Origin of the sequence: Novosphingobium fuchskuhlense, assembly GCF_001519075.1 — a bacterium.
Taxonomy (GTDB): domain Bacteria; phylum Pseudomonadota; class Alphaproteobacteria; order Sphingomonadales; family Sphingomonadaceae; genus Novosphingobium; species Novosphingobium fuchskuhlense.
In genome coordinates this window covers 469906-487881 of sequence record NZ_KQ954245.1, presented here as the reverse complement: position 1 = coordinate 487881, position 17976 = coordinate 469906, and the positions used below count along the sequence as shown (strand labels likewise).

At 64.4% G+C, this 17976-nt stretch carries 19 protein-coding genes; 12 read left to right on the top strand and 7 right to left on the bottom strand.

Annotated elements, in window-relative coordinates:
- Positions 1 to 41 precede the first annotated feature (41 nt).
- Positions 42 to 1214 carry a CaiB/BaiF CoA transferase family protein gene (locus AQZ52_RS12075; RefSeq protein ID WP_067910974.1) on the top strand — a complete coding sequence of 391 codons (1173 nt, stop codon included), beginning with the start codon at positions 42 to 44 and terminating at the stop codon, positions 1212 to 1214.
- On the opposite strand, the gene folP is transcribed toward AQZ52_RS12075, so the two are convergent.
- The 3 genes from folP to AQZ52_RS12060 all read right to left on the bottom strand — a co-directional run bounded on the left by folP (position 1195) and on the right by AQZ52_RS12060 (position 4494).
- A complete protein-coding gene (gene folP, locus AQZ52_RS12070; protein WP_067910973.1) occupies positions 1195 to 2307 on the bottom strand; it encodes a dihydropteroate synthase in 1113 nt (370 codons plus the stop codon). The two genes, AQZ52_RS12075 and folP, sit on opposite strands and share 20 nt — an antisense overlap.
- Before the next feature lie 127 nt (positions 2308 to 2434).
- Positions 2435 to 3589 (bottom strand): site-specific DNA-methyltransferase, encoded by a 1155-nt coding sequence (locus AQZ52_RS12065; protein WP_067910971.1) that lies wholly within the window; start codon positions 3587 to 3589, stop codon positions 2435 to 2437.
- 215 nt (positions 3590 to 3804) lie between these two features.
- Complete coding sequence (locus AQZ52_RS12060; RefSeq protein ID WP_240481615.1) at positions 3805 to 4494, bottom strand: ribonuclease HII; 690 nt, start codon at positions 4492 to 4494, stop codon at positions 3805 to 3807.
- Between AQZ52_RS12060 and AQZ52_RS12055 the strand changes: the two genes are divergently transcribed.
- Genes AQZ52_RS12055 through AQZ52_RS12035 form a run of 5 tightly spaced genes read left to right on the top strand, consistent with a single transcriptional unit; the run spans position 4493 to position 7916 of the window.
- Complete coding sequence (locus tag AQZ52_RS12055; protein ID WP_338045506.1) at positions 4493 to 5650, top strand: PQQ-dependent sugar dehydrogenase; 1158 nt, start codon at positions 4493 to 4495, stop codon at positions 5648 to 5650. The two genes, AQZ52_RS12060 and AQZ52_RS12055, sit on opposite strands and share 2 nt — an antisense overlap.
- Positions 5651 to 5653: 3 nt before the next feature.
- Complete coding sequence (locus AQZ52_RS12050) at positions 5654 to 6343, top strand: pyrimidine 5'-nucleotidase (protein WP_067910966.1); 690 nt, start codon at positions 5654 to 5656, stop codon at positions 6341 to 6343.
- A 34-nt stretch (positions 6344 to 6377) separates the two neighbouring features.
- Positions 6378 to 7214: a 2,3,4,5-tetrahydropyridine-2,6-dicarboxylate N-succinyltransferase gene (gene dapD, locus AQZ52_RS12045; protein ID WP_067910963.1), complete on the top strand. Its 837-nt coding sequence runs from the start codon at positions 6378 to 6380 to the stop codon at positions 7212 to 7214.
- A 26-nt stretch (positions 7215 to 7240) separates the two neighbouring features.
- Positions 7241 to 7624 carry a DoxX family protein gene (locus AQZ52_RS12040; RefSeq protein ID WP_240481614.1) on the top strand — a complete coding sequence of 128 codons (384 nt, stop codon included), beginning with the start codon at positions 7241 to 7243 and terminating at the stop codon, positions 7622 to 7624.
- Positions 7614 to 7916 carry an alkylphosphonate utilization protein gene (locus tag AQZ52_RS12035; protein ID WP_067910959.1) on the top strand — a complete coding sequence of 101 codons (303 nt, stop codon included), beginning with the start codon at positions 7614 to 7616 and terminating at the stop codon, positions 7914 to 7916. Before AQZ52_RS12040 ends, AQZ52_RS12035 begins: the two co-directional genes overlap by 11 nt.
- Positions 7917 to 7920: 4 nt before the next feature.
- Here the strand turns inward: AQZ52_RS12035 and AQZ52_RS12030 are convergent, their stop codons facing one another.
- The gene (locus tag AQZ52_RS12030; RefSeq protein ID WP_156424919.1) at positions 7921 to 8151 is read right to left on the bottom strand and encodes a cystatin family protein; all 231 of its coding nucleotides are present in this window, start codon (positions 8149 to 8151) and stop codon (positions 7921 to 7923) included.
- Positions 8152 to 8404: 253 nt separating this feature from the next.
- On the opposite strand from AQZ52_RS12030, the gene AQZ52_RS12025 reads away from it, so the two are divergent.
- From AQZ52_RS12025 to AQZ52_RS12020, 3 genes are all read left to right on the top strand, one after another.
- Positions 8405 to 8695 (top strand): hypothetical protein, encoded by a 291-nt coding sequence (locus AQZ52_RS12025; RefSeq protein WP_067910952.1) that lies wholly within the window; start codon positions 8405 to 8407, stop codon positions 8693 to 8695.
- Between the two features lie 176 nt (positions 8696 to 8871).
- Entirely contained in the window at positions 8872 to 9009 is a 138-nt protein-coding gene (locus tag AQZ52_RS18760) for a hypothetical protein (protein ID WP_169793744.1), read from the top strand.
- Positions 9010 to 9055: 46 nt separating this feature from the next.
- The gene (locus AQZ52_RS12020; protein WP_067910949.1) at positions 9056 to 9523 is read left to right on the top strand and encodes a YaiI/YqxD family protein; all 468 of its coding nucleotides are present in this window, start codon (positions 9056 to 9058) and stop codon (positions 9521 to 9523) included.
- Positions 9524 to 9533: 10 nt separating this feature from the next.
- Here AQZ52_RS12020 and AQZ52_RS12015 read toward each other — a convergent pair whose 3' ends face one another.
- Together AQZ52_RS12015 and thiC are read right to left on the bottom strand one after the other, a co-directional pair.
- Entirely contained in the window at positions 9534 to 9788 is a 255-nt protein-coding gene (locus AQZ52_RS12015; RefSeq protein WP_067910946.1) for a DUF5654 family protein, read from the bottom strand.
- A 132-nt stretch (positions 9789 to 9920) separates the two neighbouring features.
- Complete coding sequence (gene thiC, locus AQZ52_RS12010; RefSeq protein WP_067910943.1) at positions 9921 to 11810, bottom strand: phosphomethylpyrimidine synthase ThiC; 1890 nt, start codon at positions 11808 to 11810, stop codon at positions 9921 to 9923.
- A gap of 315 nt (positions 11811 to 12125) precedes the next feature.
- Between thiC and AQZ52_RS18915 the strand changes: the two genes are divergently transcribed.
- Both AQZ52_RS18915 and AQZ52_RS18910 read left to right on the top strand, forming a co-directional pair.
- A complete protein-coding gene (locus AQZ52_RS18915; protein WP_067910940.1) occupies positions 12126 to 13355 on the top strand; it encodes a cytochrome P450 in 1230 nt (409 codons plus the stop codon).
- Positions 13356 to 14669: a flavin-containing monooxygenase gene (locus AQZ52_RS18910; protein WP_067910937.1), complete on the top strand. Its 1314-nt coding sequence runs from the start codon at positions 13356 to 13358 to the stop codon at positions 14667 to 14669.
- Between the two features lie 94 nt (positions 14670 to 14763).
- On the opposite strand, the gene AQZ52_RS11995 is transcribed toward AQZ52_RS18910, so the two are convergent.
- The gene (locus tag AQZ52_RS11995) at positions 14764 to 16275 is read right to left on the bottom strand and encodes a flavin-containing monooxygenase (RefSeq protein ID WP_067912113.1); all 1512 of its coding nucleotides are present in this window, start codon (positions 16273 to 16275) and stop codon (positions 14764 to 14766) included.
- Between the two features lie 503 nt (positions 16276 to 16778).
- Between AQZ52_RS11995 and crtY the strand changes: the two genes are divergently transcribed.
- Positions 16779 to 17969, top strand: coding sequence for a lycopene beta-cyclase CrtY (gene crtY / locus AQZ52_RS11990; RefSeq protein ID WP_067910932.1), 1191 nt, complete (start codon positions 16779 to 16781; stop codon positions 17967 to 17969).
- The last annotated feature ends 7 nt before the right edge of the window (positions 17970 to 17976 follow it).

The window sequence follows — 17976 nt, the reverse complement described above, 5'->3', positions numbered from 1 at the left end:
TTCACAGGCGGCCGGGAAGCCGCCGGGAGGAGAGCGCGAAAATGACCGGGCAAAAGCTGCTGGAAGGCATCCGCATCGTCGATCTGACCAGCGTTGTTTTCGGTCCCTATGCGACCGAGACGCTGGCCGATCTCGGCGCGGACGTCATAAAGGTCGAGGTGATTGCGGGAGACATCTTCAGGCACGCCGGGAAGCCGGCGGCAACGCCCGGCATGGGCCCCTGCACGCTCAATCTCAACAAGGGCAAACGCAGCCTCGCGCTCGATCTCAAGAGCGACGAAGGCAAGGCCGTGCTGGCGGCGCAACTCGCCGAAGCGGACGTCTTCATCCACAATGTGCGCGGCAAGGCGATCAGCCGGCTCGGCTTCGGCTATGAGGACGTCAAGGCGATCAAGCCCGACATCATCTATGTGCATTGCACCGGGTTCGGCTCGGCCGGGCCCTATGGCGATCTGCAGGCCTATGACGACGTGATCCAGGCGGCGACCGGCACGACCAACCTGCTGAGCCGGGTCGACGGCAATCCGGTGCCGCGGTTCTTCCCCTCGCTGGTGGCTGACAAGGTGGCGGGGCTCCACGGCGCGTGGGCCGTCATGGCGGCGGTGATCCACAAGCTGCGTTTCGGCGAGGGTCAGTTCGTCGAAGTGCCCATGTTCGAGACCTTCACGCATTTCATGATGCAGGAGCACCTCTACGGTCAGACGCTGGTGCCGCCGAAGGAACCTGCAGGCTATCCGCGGCAGCTCGATCCGTTCCGCCAGCCCTTTCCGGCCAAGGACGGTTATGTGGCGATCGTGCCCTACACCCCTGATGCCATCGATACGGTGATCGAGCTTCTCGACGCGCCGGAGCTTGCCGAAGACCCGCGCTTCATTGACTACCCCGCGCGCATGCGCAACATCAGCGCATTCTATGAGGAAATGGCCAAACGCACGCCCAAGCTGACAATGGCGGAATGGGCCGCGAAGATGGCCGAACACCAGATTCCGGCCATGCCTGTTCGCGATCTCGATGATCTGACGGAGGACCCGCACCTCAAGGCGGTCGACTTCTTTCAGCAGCGTACGCACCCGACCGAGGGGGCGTATCTCAAGATGCGCAGTCCGGTGAGCTTCTCTGTCGGCAGCTTCGAAGTGAAGCCGGCACCGCGGATCGGCGAACACAACGAGGCGCTTGGCGCCCCGCCCATACCGGTCAGGCGCCGAGCTGACTGAAGTCCGTCAGCGCCGCATCGCGCAGTCCCCGCCACACGCGCAGGGCCTGCACCGTCTCCGCGACATCGTGAACGCGCACCATCTGCGCTCCGGCCTCGAAGCCCTTCGCAGCCAGCAGCACCGAACCACCGAGCCGCTGGTGCGCCGGCACTTCGCCCGAGAGTGCGCCGATCATCCGCTTGCGGCTCGCCCCCAGCAGAAGCGGCTGGCCAAGCGCATGGAACAGCGGCAGTGCGTTGATCAGCGCGAGGTTCTCGGCCAGCGATTTGCCGAAACCGATACCGGGATCGAGCAGGATCCTGTCGCGCGCAATGCCGCCTGCGATTGCGGCATCGCGGCGGTCGCGCAGGGCATCGAACACATCGAGCACGACATCGGCATAGTCGCCATCGGCATGGAGGTCCTTCTCCCCGCCGGGCGCATGCATCAGGACAACCGGCACGCCGCTCGCCGCCACGACGTCCACGGAGCGCGGATCATGGCGCAGCGCGGAGACATCGTTGACGACATGCGCCCCTGCGGCCAGTGCTTCGGCGATCACGGTCGATCGGCGGCTGTCGATGGAAATCGCGGCACCGCTCGCGGCGAGCTTGTGGATGACCGGCACAACTCGCTTGACCTCGTCACCCTCCCAGACCGCCGGGGCACCGGGACGTGTAGACTCGCCGCCAACATCGATGATCGCCGCGCCTGCTTCCAGCATCCCGGCCGCGTGTTCGAGCGCAGCCTCGGGTTTGTCGAGGAACTTGCCGCCATCCGAAAAACTGTCGGGCGTGACGTTCAGGATGCCCATGACCTGCGGCTGATCGAGCCGCAGAACGCGCGCACCGCAGGCCAGCGGTGCATGCACGGCCTTCAGGTTGGCCCATTGCACCTCGGCTTCGGCGGCCGGAGCATCTGGCAGCGCGCCGAACAGATCTCCTGCCTCATCCACGGAGAAGCGGCGCCGGGAGAGCACCTTGTGGCCATCGCGCAGGATCAGCGCAAAGCGCGAGGCATAGACGAGACCGCCGGCAAGCCGGATTGCGCCGCCTTCCTCGCTCTGCGGACTATCCGCGAAGGCAATCGGACGGATGTAGAGCTTTTGCGCCATGGGAGCGTTCTACCGCACCTTGCGGCATGCGGCGAGACGCACAGCGCGAAGAACCATCGCCTTGGTCCAGCGCGCATGGCAACGCAGCACCAGAGGATCGGGCATCAGGCCCAACAGCGGCAGCATGTCAGTCTTCCACGGCGAGCAGATACAGCTGGCGCAGCGCGTCGAGCGGCTTTACCTCGCCTTCGTGCTCGATATGCCAGAACGTCCAGCCGTTGCAGGACGGTGCGCCCTGCACGGCAGAGCCGACGCCGTGGATCGAGCCCAACTGATCGCCAGCGGCAATCGACCCGTCTGCCCGCACACTGGCATTCCAGCGCCGCTTGCGATCGAACAGCGCCGTACCCGGTGCGATCATGCCGCTTTCGACCAGCTGGCCGAAGGCGACCCGCGGCGCGCTGCGCTTGCTCATCATCGTGGTCAGCGCGCTTTCATCGAGTGGCAGCGCAGCGGCAATGCGTTCCTCGGCAACCGCGATGTAGTCTTCCTCGCGCTCGCAGCCGATCCATTCCCGGCCCAGTCGGCGCGCGACCGCACCGGTGGTGCCTGTGCCGAAGAAGGGGTCAAGCACGACATCGCCGGGATTGGTTGTCGCCAGCATGATCCGGTAAAGCAGCGCTTCGGGCTTCTGCGTCGGGTGCGCCTTGACCCCGTCCTTGCGGATGCGCTCGGGGCCGCCACAGATCGGCAGGACCCAGTCAGAGCGCATCTGGAGCTCGTCGTTGAGCGTCTTCATCGCGCGGTAGTTGAAGGTGTATTTCGCCTTTTCGCTGCGCGAGGCCCAGATCAGCGTTTCGTGCGCATTGGTGAAGCGCGTGCCCTTGAAATTGGGCATCGGGTTTGCCTTGCGCCACACGATATCGTTGAGGATCCAGAAGCCGAGATCCTGCAGCAGCGCACCGACGCGAAAGATGTTGTGGTAGGAGCCGATCACCCAGATCGCGCCATCGGGCTTCAGCAGCCGGCGGGCCTCGGTCAGCCATTCGCGGGTGAACGTGTCATAGCGCTCGAAGCTGTCGAACTTGTCCCAGTGATCGGTGACTGCGTCGACATGGCTGCCATCGGGGCGCGCCAGATCACCGCCGAGCTGGAGGTTGTAGGGCGGATCAGCAAAGATCAGATCGATCGAAGCCGTCGGCAATTCGCGCATCCGTTCGATGCAGTCGCCGCGCAGGATCTGCCCCAGCGGGAGCGCGAGCTTCGTCACCGCCGCCGCTGCACTGCTGCGCAGAGCGCGCACCGCCGTTTTCGCCTGACGTTCCTTTGCCAGAGCCACCATTGCTGTCTCGTCCCCTGTTGATGCGACAAGACTGGTGAATCATCCGCGACTCGCCGTCAAGCCACGACTCGCGGGAATCCGGCGAGTCGCGGCTGATCAAGAGGTGAGAACGGAACGAGTCCGCGTCCATATCCGGAGTCTCGCGCCTCGCTCGCACACCATATCTGGTGGTGTTGCACCAAGGATTCGCCGCCGAAAAAAGTTTGCGCGGCGGCTCAGGCCAACACGGCAGCAACCGGGGCAAAGCTGCGGCGATGATGGGGGCTCGCCCCGTGCGCTCGCAAGGCCGCCATATGCTCGGCCGTGCCGTAGCCCGCGTTGCGTTCCCAGCCATAGTGCGGAAACTCGGCCGCAGCCGCACGCATCAGGCGGTCGCGGTGCTCCTTGGCGAGGATGGAGGCAGCGGAGATGCACGGCTCGCTCGCATCGCCGCGCACGATCGCCCGGGCCTCCCAGCACCATCCTTCGCAGCGGTTCGCCGGTGTGAGATTTCCGTCGACGAGCACCAGACCGATACCCGGCCCCGCCCCATGCCCAGCCAGCTGCTCCGCCAAAGCAGCAACCGCACGGGTCATCGCCAGCATCGTTGCGGCAAAAATGTTAAGCCGGTCGATTTCCTCGACGTCCGCCACGCCGAGCGCCCACTGGCACCGCTCGCGGATGGCAGGCTCTAGCCGGGCGCGGCGCGCAGCGCTGAGCATCTTGGAATCGGCCAACCCTTCGGGTGGCTCCGGCCCGAGCACCACGGCCGCCGCCACCACCGGCCCCGCCAACGGCCCGCGCCCCGCCTCGTCGACGCCGACGGTGAGACCGGCGGGCTGGCTTGCCGGAGAAGCTGAACCGTTCCCCGCAAAAGCCGAACCGCCGCTGACAGCAGCGCCATTCGCTGGCATGGTAGTGCCCATGAGAATGTCTGTCCTTTCCAGTCTGGCAGCGGCCTGCCTCGCTCTGGCAGGTTGCCCGGCTGCGGCTGGTGACAATGTCATCGTCACCAGCCCCACGCCGCAGATCACCGAAGTGACAGTGACCGATGAGGCCACCTTCAACGAACCTTGGGCGATGACCTTCCTGCCCGGCAGCGCCTATGCGCTCATCACCGAAAAAGCGGGCAAGCTCAAGCTCTGGCGCAAGGATCGGCCAGTGCGGGACGTGGCCGGCGCGCCAGCGGTCGCTTACGGCGGCCAGGGCGGCTTCGGCGATGTCGTGCCGGCACCCGATTACCGCACCAGCAGGATGATCTACCTGAGCTGGGTCGAGGCGGGCATCAACGACACGCGCGGAGCCGTTGTCGGACGCGCCAAACTCGATCTCGCGGCGGCCGGTGGCCCGCGCCTCGTCGGCCTCAAGGTGATCTGGCGGCAGGGTCCCAAGCTGCAGGGCGAGGGACATTTCTCTCACCGCATCGCCTTCTCCCCTGATGGACAGTACATGTTCGTCAGTTCCGGCGAACGCCAGCGCTTCACCCCTGCGCAGAACCTGAAGGTCAACCTCGGCAAAATCCTGCGTCTCCTGCCGGACGGGCGCCCTGCCCCCGGCAATCCCTTTGCCGACAAGCCCGGCGCGGGCCGGCAGATCTGGTCCTATGGGCACCGCAACGCGCTTGGCCTTGCCTTCGACACCAAGGGACAACTCTGGGATCTCGAACACGGGCCGAAGGGCGGGGACGAACTCAATTTCGTGAAGCCGGGCAAGAACTACGGGTGGCCGCTCGTTTCCAACGGTGACAACTATGACGGGACGCCGATCCCGCGCCACGCCACGCGTCCGGATCTTGAAGCCCCGGCCATCAGCTGGAACCCGGTCATCGCGCCGGGCGATCTGATCTTCTACAAGGGCAATCTCTTCCCGGGGTGGAAAGGCCATGCCATCTGCACCGGCATGGTCGCGCAGGCCCTCGTGCGGGTGGCCACCTCTGGCGAGCGCGGCGAGGAAATCGAACGCATTCCCCTCGGCAGCCGGATCCGCGAGATCAAGGAAGCGCCGGACGGATCGCTCTACATTCTCGAGGACGGTTCGGGCGGACGGCTGCGCCGCATCGTCCCCGCCAAGGCCGGGAGCTGACCCTTGGCGTTTGACCCCACCCGCGTCGATTGCTGGATCTTCGATCTCGATTACACGCTCTATCCCCCCGCCTGCGGCCTGTTCGGCCAGATCGACCAGCGCATGGGTCTGTTCATAGCCAATCTGCTCGGCTGCGATGCGCAGGAAGCGCGGCGCGTGCAGAAGATGTACTTCCACGATCACGGCACCACGCTCGCAGGCCTGATGCACTACCACGCGATCGACCCGCGCGAGTTCCTCGATTTCGTGCACGATGTCGACATGGGCGTGCTGGCGCAGGCACCGCGCCTTGCCGAGCGGATCATGGCGCTGCCGGGGCGGCGGCTCATCTTCACCAACGGCGACCAGCCCTATGCCGACAAGGTGCTGGCGGCGCTCGGTCTTTCCGATTGCTTCGAGGGCATGTGGGACGTCATCGCGATGGACTACAAGCCAAAGCCCGAACCATCGGCCTACCACGGCCTGATCGAGGCTTTCGGCATCGCCCCTGAGCGCGCCGTTTTCGTCGAGGATTCCGCCCGCAACCTGCCGCCGGCCAAGGCCCTGGGCATGCAGACGGTGTGGCTGGATTGCGCCAGCGAATGGGGCGACCGCGCGAAGGATGATGCCGCGATCGATCTCGTCGTCGACGACCTCCCGCTGTGGCTTGAATTGCTATCCGCGGAGCTTGCGGGGAGCCGCGCGCTCGGTTAGGCCCCGCGCTCTGATTTTCCTGGAGCCATGAGCCATGACCGCAGACCTGCAGGCCGCCATCGAAGCCGCGTGGGAAGACCGCGCCAATGTCACGCCCGCCAGCGCGGCCGTGCGCGACGTCGTGGAGGCAGCCCTCGAACTGCTCGACAGCGGCAAGGTACGCGTGGCCGAAAAGGTGGACGGGGAATGGACCGTCAACCAGTGGCTCAAGAAGGCCGTGCTGCTCTCGTTCCGGCTCAATGACAACGCCGTGATCGAGCAGGGTGCGGGCGGCGCACCGGCTTACGACAAGGTGCCCTCGAAGTTCGCCGGCTGGGGCGAGAACCGGTTCCGTGAGGCGGGCTTCCGCGTGGTCCCCGGCGCTGTGGCCCGGCGCGGTGCGCATATCGCCAAAGGCGTGGTGCTGATGCCGAGCTTCGTGAACATCGGGGCCTATGTCGACGAGGGCACGATGGTCGACACCTGGGCGACGGTCGGTTCCTGCGCACAGATCGGCAAGAACGTGCACATTTCGGGTGGCGCGGGCATCGGCGGCGTGCTCGAGCCGCTGCAGGCCGGCCCGGTCATCATCGAGGACGGCGCGTTCATCGGTGCGCGTTCGGAAGTCGCCGAAGGCGTGATCGTGGGCGAAGGCGCGGTGCTTTCGATGGGCGTCTACCTCGGCGCTTCGACCAAGATTGTCGACCGTGCGACCGGCGAGGTCCATATCGGCCGTGTGCCGCCCTATGCTGTGGTCGTTCCCGGCGCCATGCCGGGCAAGCCCCTTCCCGATGGCTCCCCCGGCCCCTCGCTCTACTGTGCGGTGATCGTGAAGACCGTCGATGCGCAGACCCGGAGCAAGACCGGGATCAACGAACTGCTGCGCGACTGAACGAGGCACGGTCACTGACCCGCTGGGTGCTGGCGCTGCTCTATGCGCTGGCCGGCATTCTGCACCTCGTGCTGCCTCGCCCATTTCTCGGCATCATGCCGGGCTGGGTTCCCGCGCCAGAACTCGTGATTGCGCTGACCGGCGTGGCGGAGCTGGCAGGCGCTGCCGGACTGCTGCAGCCTTGGTCCCCCGCCCTGCGCCGTGCAGCGGGATGGGGCCTCGCCGCCTATGCGGTCTGCGTGTTTCCAGCAAACATCGTCCATTTCATCCGCGACATGGCGCGGCCCGACCATGGGCTGGGGCTTGGTTACCATGTGCCGCGGCTGTTTCTGCAACCCGTGCTGGTATGGCTGGCCTTATGGGTTGGACAGGTCCTGCCCTTTCGGGCAAGGGCCAGACATGAGCGATGAAGACTACGTGTTCGACGAGGACAGCGGCGAATGGATGCCGGCGTCCGAGCTTGCAGCCAAGCGCGCGGCAGAGGGCACTGTTGAAGTGCGCGATGCCGTGGGCAACCTGCTTGCCGATGGGGATCAGGTCACGCTGATCAAGGATCTCGAGGTCAAGGGTGCGGGCCAGACCCTGAAGCGCGGCACGCTGATCAAGTCCATCCGCCTCACGGGTGACGCGCAGGAGATCGACTGCCGCTTCGACGGGATCAAGGGTCTCGTCCTGCGCGCCGAGTTCGTCAGGAAACGCTGAAAGATCAGCGAAGTGGCTCCGCCTCGGTGAGCATGAAGCTGCCATCGAGACGCTGCCAGACTGTCGCCTTCCAGTGCGAGCCATCGGCAAAGCGGAGCACCATCCGGATATTGGTGCCCGCAACGACCTGGGTTTCGGCTGCGGTCACTTCCGCTACGGCTCCATGCCCCTTAGGCACCAGACCGGCGGCGTAGCGGGCGGCCGCCTGAACATCCTCGTCTTTCGGATCGGCCATCTGCCAGCCTCCGGCAACGGTGGGAGACGGCAGCGACGCTGTCGCAGGGGCCTCCGGCGTACAGGCCGACAGCAGGCCCGGAAGGGCGACCGACAGGGCCAGCAAGAGGCTTGGAAACATCCTGTTGCGTGTTTTGCAAGTGGGTCCGCGATCATTACATTTGCGGGGCATTGTGCGCTGCACCATATCCGCCTCAACAAGAAAACAGGGGTGCTCGAAGGCAATTTCTTCCGCTTTAAAAGGAGATATTGCCATGTTTCTCAAGTCCTTTCAGATCGCAGCTGCTGCCGCACTGATCGCCGCTCCCGCTCTCGCCCATGCCGACGAGACTGCCGCAAAGTTCACCCACGAGGGTGTCACCTACACCTACACAACGCAAGTCGCGGCCGGCGAGCGCGTGATCAAGGGCACCGCTTTCAACGGCAAGGCACCGTTCGAACTTCACGTACGCGGCCGGTATGTGACCGGCACCTTCAACAACCAGTCGGTCGAGTTCACCCAGGCCGAAGCCCGCGCGCTCGGCATCCAGGTCGCCTCGAACTGATTGCCGTGGGCAGCTGAACTCTGCCTGACGAGAACGAGCCCCCGACAAGCGTCTGTTCGGCGCTTAGCCGGGGGCTTTTTCGACCCGCTCGCCCTACCCTGCCGGGAATGCTGGCCAAGCCCTGCGCAAAGGCCCATAGCTGATCCCCGGCCATTCCGTCGGGACGGAGAGCGAGCATGGCCAAGAGCCAGAAAAAGTCGAACCGCGAAGTGCGCAAGCCCAAGGCGGAAGGGCCGAAGAAGCAGAACGCTTCCAATCCCAGCCAGAAGCCGGGTGTAGTGGCCGGTCTCGACAATATGAAGCGCAGCACCTGAACGATCGGCCCTGTCGCCGGCAGGTCCGGTGTGGCAGGGGCCGACGATGAACGAAGACACGGCTCCCATCCGCATTCTGGTCGACGGCGATGCCTGTCCGGTCAAGGACGAGATCTACAAAGTCGCCTGGCGCCACGAAGTCGCCGTCGTGGTGGTAAGCAATGCGCCGTTTCGCGTGCCCGTGCATCCCTTGGTGCGGCGCGTCGTGGTCAGTGATGGCTTCGATGCAGCGGACGACTGGATCGCCGGCGAAGCGGGCTCGACCTGCGTGGTGGTAACCGCCGACATCCTCCTGGCCGACCGCTGCCTCAAGGCTGGCGCGCAAGTGCTCGCCCCTAACGGCAAACCCTTCACCGCCAATTCGATCGGCAGCCAGATCGCCACCCGCGCCATCATGGCGGACCTGCGCGCGGGCGGCGACATCATCGGTGGTCCGGCACCGTTTTCAAAGGCAGACCGCTCGCGGTTTCTCTCCGCACTCGATCAAGCGCTGGTGCGGCTGAAGCGGAGTTAGCCTGGCAGCCTCAGCCCTCCGCCTCGCGCTGGATCGCGGCTTCGCCGCCGATGCGAGCGCTGATGCGGCCGAGAATGGTGAGGACGGTGACGGCAAGCACGGTCGCGACGACGGCGTAGCTGTAAAGCCCGGCGAGGTTGTCACCCATGCCAAGCATGGCGAGGGTGGCCTTGATCGCCTCGTTCCAGGCCAGCGCGGCGACAAGGCCGAGCGAGGCGGAGGCGAGCGCGATCATCGTCTGGATCATAGCTTTTGCGTCGGTCATCGTTGGTGTTCCCCTTGGTTGCTGTGCGCCAAGGGTGACGCGGTCTGAGATCGATTGCAACCTTTGGGACTTCCCACTTCACCTCACTGCGGGCGGTCTCCCTCCCCGAGCAAGCTCGAGGAGGGATAGGGCTTATTCCGCCGCTGGGAGGTACAACTCGCTTCCAGCCTCGCGGTACTTTTCGCTCATTTGCGCCATGCCGGCTTCGGCCTCGGCTTCGTTCGCGACGAAGCTGTCGATCCCGGCGTTCTGCTTGGCCGCGAAATCGCGCACTTCCTGCGTGATCTTCATCGAGCAGAACTTGGGGCCGCACATCGAGCAGAAGTGCGCGGTCTTGGCGCCTTCTGCGGGGAGTGTCTGGTCATGGTACTGCTCTGCCGTGTCCGGATCGAGCGACAGGTTGAACTGGTCGCGCCAGCGGAACTCGAAGCGCGCCCGGCTCAGCGCATCGTCACGCAGCTTGGCGGCGGGGTGGCCTTTGGCGAGATCGGCGGCGTGGGCGGCGAGCTTGTAGGTGACGACGCCGACCTTGACGTCATCGCGGTCCGGCAAGCCGAGGTGTTCCTTAGGTGTGACGTAGCAGAGCATGGCGGTACCGAACCACCCGATCATCGCGGCGCCGATGCCGCTGGTGATGTGGTCATAGCCGGGGGCGATATCGGTCACGAGCGGCCCGAGCGTGTAGAACGGGGCTTCGCCGCAGGCGGCGAGCTGCTTGTCCATGTTCTCCTTGATCTTGTGCATCGGCACGTGGCCGGGGCCTTCGATCATCACCTGGACGTCCTGCTCCCATGCGCGCTTGGTAAGCTCGCCTAGCGTGTAAAGCTCGGCGAACTGGGCTTCGTCGTTGGCATCGGCGACCGAGCCCGGTCGCAGGCCATCGCCCAACGAATAGGCGATGTCGTATGCCTTCATGATCTCGGTGATCTCGTCGAAGTGCTCGTAGAGGAACGATTCCTTGTGATGCGCTAGGCACCACTTGGCCATGATCGAGCCGCCGCGGCTGACGATGCCGGTCACGCGCTTGGCGGTGAGCGGGATGTAGGGCAGGCGCACGCCGGCGTGGATCGTGAAGTAGTCGACGCCCTGCTCAGCCTGCTCGATCAGCGTGTCGCGGAAAATCTCCCAGGTGAGATCCTCGGCAATGCCGCCGACCTTTTCCAGCGCCTGATAGATCGGCACGGTGCCGATCGGGACGGGGCTGTTGCGCAGGATCCATTCGCGTGTGTCGTGGATGTTGCGGCCGGTCGAGAGGTCCATGACGGTGTCCGCGCCCCAGCGGACCGACCAGACCATCTTCTCGACTTCCTGCGCGACATCCGAAGCGACGGCGGAGTTGCCGATATTGGCGTTGATCTTCACGAGAAAGTTGCGGCCGATCGCCATCGGCTCGGATTCGGGGTGATTGATATTGCTGGGGATGATCGCGCGGCCGCGGGCGACTTCATCACGCACGAATTCCGCGGTGACGTAATCGGGGATCGCAGCGCCCCAGTCCTGCCCGTCGCGCGCAAGAGCTTCCTTGAGCTGACGGCGGCCGAGGTTTTCGCGGATGGCGACATATTCCATCTCGCGGGTGATGATGCCCGCCCTCGCGTAGTGCATCTGGGTAACGTTGCCGCCAGCCTTGGCGCGGAGCGGCTTCTGGACGACATTGGGGAAGCCGGGGACACCGCCCGAACGATCGGGACCGAGCTGGCCGTTATCCTCGGGCTTCACTTCGCGCGCGGTATATTCCTCGACATCACCGCGGCCCATGATCCAGTCGCGGCGGAGCTGGGGCAAGCCCTTGGCGATGTCGATCACGGCATTGCTGTCGGTGTAAGGGCCGGAGGTGTCGTAGACGCGCAAGGGCGGCTCACCCGAGCTGGGTTCGAGCGAAATCTCGCGCATGGCAACTGTCAAGCCGGGGAAGCGCGGGCTTTCGACATGGATCTTGCGGCTGCCCCGGATCGGACCTGTGGTAACGCCGATGGGCGTTGCCTGCGGGCCATTTTCGAGGCGGGAGTTGATATCGGCCATTGTGCACGCTCCTTTTGAACGGACGGATGGCGGGCTCTGGCATGCAGACTGACCGCTCCCTCCGCCCGTGCTAACGGGTTCAGGTTCGACGGGTCGGGCGATGCTAACCGCCCCTCTCAGCCATTTTTGAAAGCCTTCGCGAAACCTCGCTCCGGCCTAGCGGCTCCCCGGGGAATGACGCCGTTCTAGTGCGATGGGATGACGGCGTCCACCCAACATTCTGCACACCAATGGGGCTGGACTTTAAGCGGGCGCTTAAACATACTTTGCAGCAAGGCAGCGTCGGCAATCGAGCGCGGTCAATCGGAGCAGGACATGGCAAGCCAGACCCTTGAGCGGGCAATCAACCCTTACGACGTTAGCGCCGACGCGCTCTACACCGAGGATACCTGGCGCGAGCCGTTCACTTTCCTGCGGCGCGAGATGCCGGTGAGCTGGCGTCCGGAAAGCCCGTTCGGCGGATACTGGTCGGCCGCGACGCATGAGACGATCCAGGAAATCGAGCTCATGCCGGAGGTGTTCTCCTCATCGTGGCAGCGGGGAAACATCACCATAGCCGAGTCGGTCAACGAGGCGGACTTTCCAAACTTCATCGCGCAGGATCCCCCGATCCACACCGCGCAGCGCAAGGTGATCGCGCCCGCTTTCAGTCCGGGCCAGATGATCAAGCTGGAAGCCCAGGTGCGCGAGCGCGCGAAAATGCTGTTCGACGCGCTGCCGCTCGGCGAGACATTCGACTGGGTGGAACAGCTCGCCATCCCGCAGACGCTAGGAATGCTGTGCAGCCTGTTCGACTTCCCCTTCGAGGAGTGGCGCGATCTCAAGCGCTGGTCGGACTATGGCAGCGGCGTTTCGGCCGACAACCTGACTCCGGAATACCGTGCGGAATGGATGAAGCAGATGGGCGAGATGCTCGCGCGCTTCGACCGTGAGCTCGACGCACGCAAGGGTTTGCCGCCGACGGACGATCTCCTCAGCCGCATGGTTCATTCGGAGGCGATGGGGAACCTGCCCGCGCTGGAGCGCCTCGCCAATATCGCGCTGCTCATCGTGGCCGGGAATGACACCACGCGCAATTCCATCGCCGGGCTGGCCGAGGCGTTGCACCGCTATCCCGAGGAGCTGGACAAGCTGCACGCCGATCCGACCCTTTCGGCGAATGCCGCGCAGGAAATCATCCGCTGGCAGACGCCGGTGACACACATGCGCCGCACCGCAACACGCGATGTGGAGGTAGGCGGCCAGGTCATCCGCGAAGGCGAGAAGATCGTGATGTGGTACATCTCGGGCAACCGCGACGAGAGCGTGTTCGCCAACGCCGAGCGCTTCGACGTGACGCGCGAGAATGCGCGGCGGCATATCGGTTTCGGGCATGGAATCCACCGCTGCGTGGGCGCGCGGCTGGCGGAGGTGCAGATCGCTGCGGTGATCGACGAGATCGTGCAGCGAGGACTACGGCCGGTTATGGCTGGCAAACCGGAACGACTGGCGAGCCCGTTCCTGCACGGGTTCAATACCATGCCGGTGCGGCTGGAGAAGGCCTGAGTGAACCGCGTCTGCATCATCGGGGCGGGCTGCTCGGGGATCACGGTCGCCAAGCGGCTCAAGGACCACGGCATCAGCTACGACCAGTTCGACGCCTCGGACGATATCGGCGGGAATTGGTACTACAACAATCCCAACGGCCTCTCCGCTTGCTACCAGAGCCTGCACATCGACACCTCGAAGTGGCGGCTGGCCTTCGAAGACTATCCGGTACCAGCGGACTGGCCCGATTTTCCCCACCATTCGCAGCTCTTGCAGTATTTCCGTGCCTATGCCGCGCACTTCGGCCTGCGCGAGGCGATCACCTTCAACACCAAGGTGGAGAAGGCGAAGCGCAAGGCCGGGGGCGGCTGGGAGGTGACGCTCTCGACCGGCGAAACGCGCGCATACGAGGCGCTGGTGGTTGCGAACGGGCACCATTGGGCGGCGCGGATCCCCGAGTATCCTGGTCATTTCGATGGCGAACAGCTCCACAGCCATTCCTTCCGCAGCGCATTCGAGCCGGTGAACTGCGTCGGCAAGCGGGTGCTGGTGGTCGGCATGGGCAACTCGGCGATGGACATCGCCTCCGAGCTTTCGCAGCGCGCAATCGCGGAGCGGCTCTACGTTTCGACCCGGCGCGGGGTCTGGGTGCTGCCGAAGTATTACAAGGGGCAGCCGATCGACAAGAATCCGGCCCCGGCATGGATGCCGCGCAAGGTGCGCACCGCGCTCGGCACGCGGATGATCAAGGGGCTGGTCGGCCGGATGAGCGATTATGGCCTGCCCGAGCCCGAGATCGGGCCGTTTGATGCCCATGCCACGGTTTCCGGTGAGTTCCTGCTCCGTGCGGGTTCAGGCGACGTGGTGTTGAAGGGCAGCATCGACCGGCTCGATGGCGACTGCGTGGTGTTCAAGGACGGCAGCGGCGAGGCCATCGACGTCATTGTCTGGGCGACGGGCTATGATATTCGCTTTCCCTTCTTCGATGATCCGGCGCTGTGTGCCGACGCAGACAACCGGCCGCCGCCGCTGTTCAAGCGGATCATGAAGCCGGAAGTGCCGGATCTGTTCTATGCAGGCCTCGGCCAGCCACTGCCGACGCTGGTCAACTTTGCCGAGCAGCAATCGAAGCTGATCGCAGCTTACCTCGCGGGCACCTATACCCCTCCCGCACAGGACGAGATGCACCGCATCATCAAGGCCGACGAGGCTTACCACACGGGGCACTACTACGCAGCGCGCCGGCACACGATCCAGCTCGATTTCGATGCCTACGTGCGCGATCTGAAGAAGGAGATCGCGCGCGGGACGAACCGGGTGAAAGCCGCCTGACGCAGTTGCCTTGCCGACCAAGCTGCGGGCAGTTTCCCTCCCCATTTCCCCCGACAACTAGCTCGGGGGAAATGGGGAGATCTCCGGGACGAAGTTACTCTGCTGCCTCCAGCGTGGCTGCTGCGGCACGCTGGCCGTCGTACACAAACTCGCTGGAGTCGAGATCGATGAAGGGAATCTGGTCCTTTTCGCTCCAGTAATCCTGGTTGTGCTGCCATTCGGGCTTGTCGCCTCGCTTCGGCATGCGGTCGAGATCGCGCATGAGATAGGTGGGGTTGAAGTTGTCTGAATCGATCCACGGCAGGATCTTCATGTCCCTGTCTTCCTCGCGCAGGGCCACATCGACCTTCTTCGCATGCGTTGCATCCATGTGGTTCAGCAGCTTGCAGACGAAATCGCCGACGATATCGACACGCAGCGTCCACGAGGCGCGGAAGTAGCCGAAAACCCAGACCATGTTCGGGACGCCAGTGAACATCATACCGCGGTAGTTCACGGTATCGGCCCAGTTCACCGCCTTGCCATCGACCTTGAAGGGGATTTCGCCCAGCACCGAAAGGCGGAAGCCGGTGCAGGCGACGATCATGTCCGCATCGATTTCCTGCCCGGAGCTGACGCGCAGGCCCTTTTCTGTAAAGGTCTCGATGGTATCGGTGACCACACTGGCCTTGCCCGACACGACAGCCTTGAACATGTCGCCATCTGGAAGCTGGGCGAGGCGCTGCTGCCACGGGCGGTAGCGGGGCGTGAAGTGCGGTTCGAAATTGAAGTCCTCACCAACATAGCCGCGGATCAGTGCACGCAGGTCCTCGGCCATTGCCTCGGGCTCCTCGCGGCTGCGGCGATCCATTTCGTAGAAGTTGTAGATGTAGTCCTGCCGAACGACGCGGTGTACGGTCTCCTCATCGACCCCGATCGTGCGCAGACGGTCGGCGAGTTCGCTGACATTGGGCGCGCAATAGAACCAGGTGGGGGAACGCTGGACCATGGTGACCTTGGCACCGGCCTCGCACAGCGCGGGGACGATCGTGGCCGCCGTCGCGCCCGAACCGATGACGATCACGTGCTTGCCGGCAACATCCGTTTTCGGATCCCACAGCTGGGCGTGGACGAACTTCCCCTTGTAGCTGTCCATGCCCGCCCAATCCGGAATGTAGGGCGTCTTGTGATCATAGTAGCCTTGGCACATCCACAGGAAGCCGGCGGTGAAAACGACTTCGCTACCGTCCTTGCGGCGGGCATTGATGGTCCAGAGGTTGTCCGCGCTCGACCAGCTGCAATCGGTGATGGTGTGGCCGTAATGGATCTGCGGGCCGATGCCGTTCTCTTCGATCACTTCGCCCATGTATGTCAGGATCGCATCGGCCGAGGCGATCGGCGTACCGGTCCACGGCTTGAAGCGATAGCCGAAGGTGTAGAGATCGGAGTCGGAGCGGATGCCGGGATACTTGTGCGTCTCCCAGGTGCCGCCGAACGTGTCCTTGGCTTCGAGGATGGCGTAAGTCTTGCCCGGGCACTGGTCCTGCAGATGCTTTGCGGATCCGATGCCGGAAATGCCGGCTCCGACAATCAGGACATCGACGTGCTGCGCAGCTTCCTTGGCCATCATGCTCTCCTCTGTGTCCGGTCTGCTCGGCCCTTGCCTTCAGGGCAGGCCGGCAGCCGCAATTCCCGTGTGTGGCGGTTCTCGCCATCTGCGTGCAAGGAGGCCTTGATCCGCATCAAAACGCAACAGAAATCTCGTCAAGGTCCGTCCTGCGAAAACCGGAACACGCCAATTAGGACCAAGGCGCGATCACCGCGCATTGCCGATCGTTCATGTTGCAGACCACTCAGGGACATTCGCGATGTGGCAAAAGGACACCCTCGCTTTGGCCCGCCTCTCACCCGCAGGATGGAGGCCGCCCGGCGGGACAATCCCAGGAGAGAGGGCCATTCCCCCAGTGGCCCTGATTAAGTACCCCGGGGATGGCAGACCTTCACCGCCATCCCCGGGGCCCCCGGGCTCCCGCTTGCAGAGGACCTGCACAACGGCTTTCCCCGGCCTTCACAATGGGGAACCCACGCACCGGTTGCGCGGATGCGACCCAGCGCCTATCGCGGCGGACGATGAATGCACGGCGCTGCGATATCGCGATCCTTGGTGGAGGCCTTGCGGGCGGGCTTATTGCGCTTGCGCTGGCCCGGTACAGGCCGGATCTTTCGCTGCTCATTGTTGAACAAGGCAGCGAACTGGGCGGCAATCATGTCTGGTCGTTCTTCGCGACCGACACCGATCACGAAGCGACCGAATTGCTCGCGCCGATGATCGAGGCGTCCTGGGCCGACTACAACGTCCACTTTCCCCGCCACAGCCGACATCTCCAGACGCGCTACAGCGCGATGACCTCGGAAAGGCTGGATGCGGCATTGCGCGCTGCGTTGCCGGCAGAGGCCATCCTGACGCAGCAGGCGGTCAAGGGCTGCAACGAGACCGAAGTCATGTTGGCGGATGGTACGCTGGTGCAGGCTGGCGGCGTGATCGACACGCGGGGCCTGCGCGAAGTCTCGCACTTCACCGGCGGCTGGCAAAAATTCGTCGGCCGCAAGTTCAAGTTGAAGGCTCCGCACGGACTGGAACGGCCGATCGTCATGGATGCGACGGTCGAGCAGATCGACGGCTATCGCTTCATGTATGCCTTGCCCTTCGCGCCCGACATGGTGTTCCTTGAGGACACTTATTATTCGGACAGCAGCGTGCTGGACCGGCCGGCGCTGGAAGCCCGGATCGATGCCTACCTCGCGGCGCGCGGCTGGGAAGTCGAGGCGCTGGTGAGCGAGGAGCATGGCGTGCTGCCGGTCGTGGCGGGCGGCGATTTTTCCGCCTTCTGGCGCGATGGCGGGGAAAATACGGCGCGGGCCGGATCGCGCGCTGGTTTGTTTCATTCCCTCACCAGCTATTCGGTGCCCGATGCGGTGCGCTTTGCGCTGGCATTGGCGCACCATGATGCGCTGGACGGTGCGAGCCTCAAGGCTTTCTCTGCCAAGTGGGCTAAAGGGCACTGGGAAAACCAAACGTATTACCGCATGCTTTCGGCATTGCTGTTTGGTGGTGCCTATCCCGAGGAACGTCTTCGGGTGCTGGAGCGGTTCTACACGATGAAGCCGCAACTCATCGAACGGTTCTATTCCGGGCGTTCGACCTCTTACGACAAGTTCCGCATTCTCGCGGGTGTGCCGCCGATACCGATCAGCCGGGCGCTCGGCACGATTACCGGGCTGGGCCGACAGCCCGCCCCGCTCACGTTTTCAGGAGTCTAGAGTTTCA

Excerpts from the sequence above, each read along its gene's own strand:
- AQZ52_RS12075 (WP_067910974.1), top strand. The coding sequence starts at position 42 with ATGACCGGGCAAAAGCTGCTGGAAGGCATCCGCATCGTCGATCTGACC.
- folP (WP_067910973.1), bottom strand. The coding sequence starts at position 2,307 with ATGGCGCAAAAGCTCTACATCCGTCCGATTGCCTTCGCGGATAGTCCG.
- AQZ52_RS12065 (WP_067910971.1), bottom strand. The coding sequence starts at position 3,589 with ATGGTGGCTCTGGCAAAGGAACGTCAGGCGAAAACGGCGGTGCGCGCT.
- AQZ52_RS12055 (WP_338045506.1), top strand. The coding sequence starts at position 4,493 with ATGAGAATGTCTGTCCTTTCCAGTCTGGCAGCGGCCTGCCTCGCTCTG.
- AQZ52_RS12060 (WP_240481615.1), bottom strand. The coding sequence starts at position 4,494 with ATGGGCACTACCATGCCAGCGAATGGCGCTGCTGTCAGCGGCGGTTCG.
- dapD (WP_067910963.1), top strand. The coding sequence starts at position 6,378 with ATGACCGCAGACCTGCAGGCCGCCATCGAAGCCGCGTGGGAAGACCGC.
- AQZ52_RS12035 (WP_067910959.1), top strand. The coding sequence starts at position 7,614 with ATGAGCGATGAAGACTACGTGTTCGACGAGGACAGCGGCGAATGGATG.
- AQZ52_RS12030 (WP_156424919.1), bottom strand. The coding sequence starts at position 8,151 with ATGGCCGATCCGAAAGACGAGGATGTTCAGGCGGCCGCCCGCTACGCC.
- AQZ52_RS12025 (WP_067910952.1), top strand. The coding sequence starts at position 8,405 with ATGTTTCTCAAGTCCTTTCAGATCGCAGCTGCTGCCGCACTGATCGCC.
- AQZ52_RS18760 (WP_169793744.1), top strand. The coding sequence starts at position 8,872 with ATGGCCAAGAGCCAGAAAAAGTCGAACCGCGAAGTGCGCAAGCCCAAG.
- AQZ52_RS12020 (WP_067910949.1), top strand. The coding sequence starts at position 9,056 with ATGAACGAAGACACGGCTCCCATCCGCATTCTGGTCGACGGCGATGCC.
- AQZ52_RS12015 (WP_067910946.1), bottom strand. The coding sequence starts at position 9,788 with ATGACCGACGCAAAAGCTATGATCCAGACGATGATCGCGCTCGCCTCC.
- thiC (WP_067910943.1), bottom strand. The coding sequence starts at position 11,810 with ATGGCCGATATCAACTCCCGCCTCGAAAATGGCCCGCAGGCAACGCCC.
- AQZ52_RS18915 (WP_067910940.1), top strand. The coding sequence starts at position 12,126 with ATGGCAAGCCAGACCCTTGAGCGGGCAATCAACCCTTACGACGTTAGC.
- AQZ52_RS11995 (WP_067912113.1), bottom strand. The coding sequence starts at position 16,275 with ATGGCCAAGGAAGCTGCGCAGCACGTCGATGTCCTGATTGTCGGAGCC.
- crtY (WP_067910932.1), top strand. The coding sequence starts at position 16,779 with ATGAATGCACGGCGCTGCGATATCGCGATCCTTGGTGGAGGCCTTGCG.